Origin of the sequence: Mycobacterium sp. DBP42, assembly GCF_005924235.1 — a bacterium.
GTDB lineage: Bacteria > Actinomycetota > Actinomycetes > Mycobacteriales > Mycobacteriaceae > Mycobacterium > Mycobacterium syngnathidarum.
The window spans coordinates 1-5,438 of sequence record NZ_VCMY01000080.1; the positions used below are offsets into that span (position 1 = coordinate 1).

Annotated in this window: 4 protein-coding genes; 3 read left to right on the plus strand and 1 reads right to left on the minus strand. The window is 64.4% G+C overall.

What is annotated here, in order from left to right; all coding sequences use genetic code 11:
- Positions 1-81: 81 nt before the first annotated feature.
- Positions 82-342 carry a hypothetical protein gene (locus tag E0T84_RS31305; RefSeq protein WP_138746404.1) on the minus strand — a complete coding sequence of 87 codons (261 nt, stop codon included), beginning with the start codon at positions 340-342 and terminating at the stop codon, positions 82-84.
- A gap of 318 nt (positions 343-660) precedes the next feature.
- On the opposite strand from E0T84_RS31305, the gene E0T84_RS31310 reads away from it, so the two are divergent.
- The 3 genes from E0T84_RS31310 (at position 661) to E0T84_RS31320 (ending at position 4,647) form a co-directional block, all read left to right on the plus strand.
- The gene (locus E0T84_RS31310; protein ID WP_138746405.1) at positions 661-2,646 is read left to right on the plus strand and encodes an ATP-binding protein; all 1,986 of its coding nucleotides are present in this window, start codon (positions 661-663) and stop codon (positions 2,644-2,646) included.
- Between the two features lie 109 nt (positions 2,647-2,755).
- Entirely contained in the window at positions 2,756-3,649 is an 894-nt protein-coding gene (locus E0T84_RS31315; protein ID WP_138746406.1) for a hypothetical protein, read from the plus strand.
- A gap of 239 nt (positions 3,650-3,888) precedes the next feature.
- Positions 3,889-4,647: a hypothetical protein gene (locus tag E0T84_RS31320; protein ID WP_171055244.1), complete on the plus strand. Its 759-nt coding sequence runs from the start codon at positions 3,889-3,891 to the stop codon at positions 4,645-4,647.
- Positions 4,648-5,438: the final 791 nt, after the last annotated feature.

Consider the following 5,438-nt stretch of genomic DNA (forward strand, 5'->3'; position numbering starts at 1 on the left):
CTTCCCGAACCAGCGCGCCAACGCCGGCTCATGATCGGACCTTCGGATATTCAGATCATCCTCGGGAAGGTGCGCCCACTTTCACGCCCCCTCACCGAGGCTCATCCACAGGTTCTGATCATTGCTCGCACGATTACGCGGTGAGGCGATCGCTAGCAGTAACCCTGTGGCCAGCGTGAGCATCCCGATCCAAACCCACGAAGACGGTGACGCCCAGGGCACCGTCGTGGACACGCCAGGGTAATCGCCGAGCAGCACCAGTCCGGCGATGAACGGAAACGTCACCGCCGAATAGGCCAGCCATCGCAACCACCACGGCATCAACACCAGCCTGAGCAACATGCGACCTCACTCTAGACGTAGCAAACCTCGCGGCGCTGGCCCCCGGGCGGCGAGGTCGGGGGCACCGAAGGGATTCGCAAGCTCTCTGCGGGCTTCGCCTACAACCACCTCCCCACCCGGTATGAGGTGGGGAGGTGGTGCGGTTGAAAAGTGCTGTTGTAGTGGGGTTTTGGGTCTCGTTTTGTCGGTGTTGGGCGGTAGAATCGTGGGTGTAGGGCAGGCCATTCCGGCAGGCCCACAGAGTCCCGGAGGGGAAGTCGAATGCGCATTGTCGAGCCTGTTTCGACGTTGGTTGGCACAACTGCTGAGTTGCCCACGATGACGAGTCGCGTGGACCCGGAGGGTGCGCGCCGAATGATGGAGATGCTGGTCAATCTGTATGCCGACCGGCGGTTGGCGGTGGCACGTGAGTATGTGTCGAATGCAGTGGATGCCACCCGTGTGGCCGGAGGTACCGAACCGGTGGCGGTGACGACGCCGACTCTGATCGAGCCGAATCTGGTTGTGACCGATCGGGGTACGGGGATGTCGCTGGCCGAGGTCGAGGCGACGTTCCTGGCGTTCGCCGCGTCGAGCAAGCGCGATAGCGACGACCTGATCGGTGGGCTGGGTGTCGGCGCGAAATCGGCGTGGACGCTGGCGGAGTCGTTTCTGGTGGACACGGTGAAGGGCGGTCTGCGCACGACGGTGCGCGCGGCCCGCAACTTGGAGCACCAGGTGTTGCTGGCCGGTGTGCCCAGCGACCTGCCCGATGGCACGACGATCATCGTTCCGGTCGAGGTCACCGGGCATGTCGAGGCGTGGCATCGCGCGGTGCGCGAGGTGGCCTGTGCGCATGACGCGGGCGCGGTGCTGGTGGACGGCGCTCCAGTGGACAGCCTCGCTGGTGGTCCCACGTGGATCGGGCCGGTGTCCTGCCGACGTGTCGATCGACAAGATCGCAGCGCGGTGATGGTGCGCAGCGGCGGCACACTGTTCGCATCGGTGCCCGAGGTCACCCGCAAGGTGGTGCAGGCCACCAGGTTGCCGGCATGCGTGCTCGAATTGCCGATCGGTTCGTTCGATCACACGCCCAGCCGGGAGTCGGTGATCGCCACCGAGCGCACCCTGGCCGCTGTGGACGCGGCGCTGGACAAGTTTCGGGTGGCTTATGACGCATTGGCGCAAAAGATTTCACGACTGGCGGCGACCGACGTGGCTGCTGCGGTGAAGCTGCGGGCCGACACGCTGGGCACCGTGGGCACTGCTGCCACGCTGCCGATCGCGTTTCGGGTGGGAGTGCCCGCTGGCATGGGTGCTTGGCACGTGAGCCACCTGGCGGGCCGTTCAAGGTGGGAACGCATCGAGAACGATCGCGACGATGTGTTCGAGGCCGTGACCGCCCGAGCTGAGATGGGCAGCACGCTGGTGGTCACGGGTGTGCCTGCGGGGCGGGTGCTGTCGCGGTTCGCCACCTTCTTGGCCGATAAGCATCCCACGATTCGGCGGCTGATCGCCGTGCCGGAAGGTGCCACGTCGGTGGCTTTGAACGTGTTCGGGCCGGGAAGTCGGTTGACCGATCAGACCTGGCAGGTGGGCGCTGACACCGAGGGGATCGCGCGGTACACGTTCGAGCAGTGGACTGCTGCGATGGCCAGCAGGCGCGTGACTCGCGGGCCGTCGAAAGGCTACGACTGCGACATCGTGGACCGAGACGGCGGCGCTCGCCGTGACGCGGTGCTGAGTAGCACGGAGATCGCCGCGATGGGTCTGCCGGTGATCTACACCGACGAGCCCTCATACAGGCCCGTGAGCGGCCACTTGGCGTCGGTGACGGTGTACCTGGGCAAGCGTAAGAGCGGACCACTGCTGGCAGCGGTGCCCGAGGCGATGACGCTGAGTGCGTGGAAACAGCGTCGGTTCACCGCCGAGACAGCGCGATGGTCACCGGCTGAGCTGTTGGCCGCTTGCTACGTCGCCAAGCGGCAGCGGGCGACCTATCTCGAGGCCGCGTTCGGTGTGGCGACGGCGGCACTGGCCGCCAGTTCCGTCGAGCACCCTCACCGCGCCCTGTTGGCTCGGATCACCGCGCTGGTGCAGGCCGCTGGGAAGGTCACCGAAGCGCAAGCCGCTTTGGTCGAGGAGCTGGGTGGATGCCCTGCGGCGCAAACACAGTTCAACAAGGTCAACGAGCTGTACGGCGAGCTACGTCAGGCGTACCCGCTGCTGAGCCATCTGCGGCATTGGGACAACGCCGAGACCCGAGGCCACTACGTCGAATACCTGGCCAACACGCCGCCCCAGGCCGTCCGCAAGGCCGCCTAGATCCCCTGTCACAACGACATCCAAACCAGATCAAGAGAATTGGACTTCAAGCATCATGCACGCACTTATCGATCAGCAGTCAATCATCGTTTGTGAGGGGTCAGCCAGTGTGCTGATCGCCGCGTCTGATCCCACCTATGGGCCGGTGCGCCGCTACCTGGTGGACGAGCACGGCGAGGACTTCGCGACTGTGCGCGATCTTGTGGACAGGTTCCGCACCGGCGTGAAACAGGCCGCTGTGCAGGCCGTGGCGGTCGTGGACGGCGACACCGGGCAGGCCGAGGTTGAGCCGTACCGGATCACCCATGGTGACCCGGTGGAGGAGGTTGTGCTGGCCGCTGCCATCCGGCTGACCAACAGCGATGCGGATCTGGCTCCGTTGGGTGCGTTCCTGCGCCGTTTGGAGCGCAATCCCTCTGCGGCCTCGCGCTCGCAGTTGTTCGGGTGGCTCAAGGCCGGTGGATTCACGCTGACCACCGATGGCCTCATCGTCGGCTACAAGTCAGTGCGATCTGACGGACGCTCCGCTCATGCGGGGCGCGAGCCGGTGACAGTGCAGGCGCAGGACGGGTCTGTCGAAACGGTGGTCGGGCATGTGCCCTACCCGGTCGGTGCCACTGTGTGGATGGCTCGTGATCTTGTCAACGAAGACCGGAACTCGGCGTGCTCGGTTGGCCTGCACGTGGGCACCTTCGGTTATGCGCAGAGCTTCTCTGAGCAGATGTTGGTGGTGCTGGTTGATCCTGCGGACGTGGTGTCGGTGCCCACCGATTCGCGTGCGCAGAAGATGCGGGTGTGCCGCCTGTATGTCGCCGCGCGCCACGACGGTGACCAGATTGCGCAACCTGTCGTTGACCGCATCCGCACCGTCCCTGATTTCGAGGCAAGCGCCACGTACACCAACCGTCCTGAGAACTCGTATCAACCGGCGTTCGGAGTGGCTGTGGCGTTCGACAGTGGCGAGGACGACCTGGACGACGAGTCCTGTGACGACGTGGAGTAGCCCTCGTCGGTAGTCGTGGTGGTTCGCAGGTTCACTGGATCTGCGAACCACCACAATCCTTGGGTCGGGCGCTTCCCACACCACCTCCCCACCCGGTGTGGGGTGGGGAGGTGGTGTGGTTGAAAAGTGCTGTTGTAGTGGGGTTTTGGGTCTCGTTTTGTCGGTGTTGGGCGGTAGAATCGTGGGTGTAGGGCAGGCCGGTCCGGCAGGCCCACTGGACTCCCGGGAGGGAAACTGTCATGACATCTGTTTTGGACAAGCCGGTCGTTGTCGAGGCTGCGGTGGCCGGCGCTGAGGCCGCAGTGGCTGCGGAACCGAACGTGTTGAAGGCCAAGGCCCTGCACACGGCGCTGTCGGATGCTTTGCTTTTCGCGTCTCCGGCGTCGGCGAAATTGCCGTTTTTGGAGGTGGTGCGGCTGGAGTTCGGTGGAGGACGGTTGGTGGCGTCAGCGACCGACCGGTTTACGCTCGGGATCTCGCGTGTCGAGTACACCGGTGCAGCGTTCGACATGTTGCTGTCGAGCACGGATGCGAAGACGCTGATCAAGTTCGCCAAGACCGCTAAGCGTGATGAGGGCTGGCGCGAGGTCACTGTTGAGGTGATCGAGGGCGACTCACTGCCGCAGGTGACGTTTCGGTTCAGCACGGGGGAGTCGGTGACGGTGCGCGGGCAGGACTACACCCCTGTCAAGTGGCGCCAGTTGGTGCCGGCGGATAGCGCCCGTATGGGCGGAATCGTCGGTATGGGCTACACACCAGCTCTGCTGGCCAAGTTCACCAAGGTCCGCCCCGATGAGGCGGGTGCGCAGATGACGGTGTTTCCCTCGATGACTGCCGCTGGCCGGCCGGGTCCAACGGTGATCCGGGTTGGTGAGGACTTCGTAGGCCTGCTGATGCCGATCGGTCGGGCGGCTGGTGAGGTGTGGGGGTACGAGAGGCCGGGTTGGATTCAGGAGGCGTCTAGCGTGGCTGCTGGCGGCTCGGAGGGTGGTCTGTGAGGTGAGGACGGTGGTGTACCGGCCAGAGCCAGTGGGTGGGTGTGGGGGTGCAGAGAAGACCGTCACCATCAGCTGGGTCGAAGAGTCGCACCATCGGGTGACCGTGCGGGTGCCGGCTGATTTTGATGTTGCTGGGTGTGACTTGGAGAACGGCCTGGCGGGGTTGAGCGATGACGGTTTCGAGTATGTGGAGCGGTCGGTTTCTGAGGTTCGTGACGTTGAGCACGATCCGGCTGCCGAGTTCTTTGATCCGGTGGGGTGTGAGGGTGTCCGACGGGCGCAGAGTGGTTCGGTGCCGGTAGGCAGCTGGGTGCGGTGTGTTGGGCTTCCCGGTGTGGTTGGGGTAGCAGTAGTGGGGTGAGCTCGCGCGGAGCGTGAGCGGTTCTGTTCGGTGCGGTGCCCGTGGGTGTGGTTGTGGCCTGCGGGCACCGTTGTGTGTTGGGGGTGTGGTTCGGCGCGTGAGCGCCGTTTCTTGGGTTGTTTGGTAATGGTGTTGCCGTGCAGCGTGTTTCGATAACATGGTGTAGTATGTGGGTATGGCGTTGGTAGGCAAGGTGATTCGTGTTCACCGCGTGAGCGGTGGCGTAAACCGCGTAAGCGGTTGCAGCGCAATGGATAACGAGAGCCAAGCGCATTACGTACCCACGATGACACCGCGTCAGCGGTGTGGATCTCGAACGGTGGACGGTCGCAACGTCATTCGAGCCAACCGCGTAAGCGGTTGGGTAGCAACGTGATTCGACCGGGCTTGCCCGGTCGCTAACTTGGAACCGGCGCAGCCGGTTACAAAC